At 38.7% G+C, this 1,386-nt stretch carries 2 protein-coding genes; both read left to right on the top strand.

The annotated features are described in order from the left end of the window. The first annotated feature begins 249 nt into the window (after window positions 1–249). Entirely contained in the window at window positions 250–597 is a 348-nt protein-coding gene (locus ACE1AQ_RS04090; RefSeq protein ID WP_008204811.1) for a DUF433 domain-containing protein, read from the top strand. Beyond that, a complete protein-coding gene (locus ACE1AQ_RS04085) occupies window positions 575–934 on the top strand; it encodes a DUF5615 family PIN-like protein (RefSeq protein WP_110543505.1) in 360 nt (119 codons plus the stop codon). Before ACE1AQ_RS04090 ends, ACE1AQ_RS04085 begins: the two co-directional genes overlap by 23 nt. Window positions 935–1,386: the final 452 nt, after the last annotated feature.

Genomic DNA, 1,386 nt, shown 5'->3' with positions numbered 1-1,386 from the left:
GCTGGTATCGGTATGGAAGTAATGCACGAGCGCAACGCTCACAACTTCCCCTTAGACTTAGCTAGTGGTGAACAGGCTCCTGTAGCTCTGACTGCTCCTGCTATCAATGGTTAATTCCTAGTCTGAACGAAAAGGCACTCCCGCGAGGGGGTGCTTTTTTGTTGTTAGAATCATAATATTCAAGGAGAGATTTATTGGTTTGATTGATGATACAAAAAAGTACGAATTTATCAATAGGAGTATTAACCGATGCAACTCGAAGACTACTTTAATTTTTTGACTCCCAATGACATTCGCTTAAAAAACTCCCGCATTGGCATTGAAACTATCTTATATGAATACATTTACCGCGCCCGTACCCCTGAAGAAATCGGGCAAATTTATCCTACCCTTACCCTAGAACAAATCCATGCCACTATTCTCTATTACCTGCACGAAAAAGACCGAGTTAGTCAATATCTGGCAGAATGGCTAGAACATTGTCAAAAAGGAGAACAAGAACAGGATTTGAACCCTCCCGCTTTTGTGGAGAAAATGCGGAAATTCAAGGCGGAAATAGCATCAGAAAATATCAATGAGTATTCAGTATCTAATTGATGAAAATTTACCGCCGCTGTATCGGGAGCAATTATTGCGCCGTCACTCTGATTTAACGGTTTGGATGATTGGCGAACCTGGTGTTCCGTCGAAAAGCACCTTAGATCCAGAAATTTTAATTTGGTGCGAAGCAAATCACTTTATTTTAGTCACAAATAATCGGACTTCTATGCCTGTTCATTTAGCTGATCATCTGGCACAAAGTCGTCATAGTCCAGGAATTTTTGTCTTGCGTCCTAAAGCAACAATCAAAGAGATTATTGAGAATTTAATTCTCATTGCTTTATTAGGCGATGCCGAAGATTATCAAGACCGGATTACTCATATTCCTTTATAAATACTACTTGCTGTTTCTGTTTTATTTTTAGTTGTCTTAGGCGTTGAATCAGGGGAGATGAAGATAAACAATGGTTATTGGAGAAGTTACATCAATAATTAGGATTGAATAATCAAAAAATAACTAAACAGGTATTAATGGATAGTTGGAATGAAGCTTATAGTGATAGATCGGATGAATCAGAAACTTTGATGTTAGAGGGAATACGCCATCATCAACGCCAATTATCTGAGTAAATATGACGATTTTTCAAGGTGATATTTATTGGATTGATTTAGGAGAACCACAAGGTTCTGAACCTGCTTATCTTCGTCCGGCTCTTCTAGGTTCTGTGTGATAAGTTTAATTGACATAGGATCGATCGATCTTTGTGTCCTTTGTGTCTTTGTGGTTCGTTCCACCCCCTCGCTCTTGAGAAATGTATCTTAGAATACATTTTACCCACCAAAGCT

Origin of the sequence: Microcystis sp. BLCC-F209, from assembly GCF_041928595.1 — a bacterium.
Taxonomy (GTDB): domain Bacteria; phylum Cyanobacteriota; class Cyanobacteriia; order Cyanobacteriales; family Microcystaceae; genus Microcystis.
This window is presented reverse-complemented; position numbering and strand designations above follow the sequence as displayed.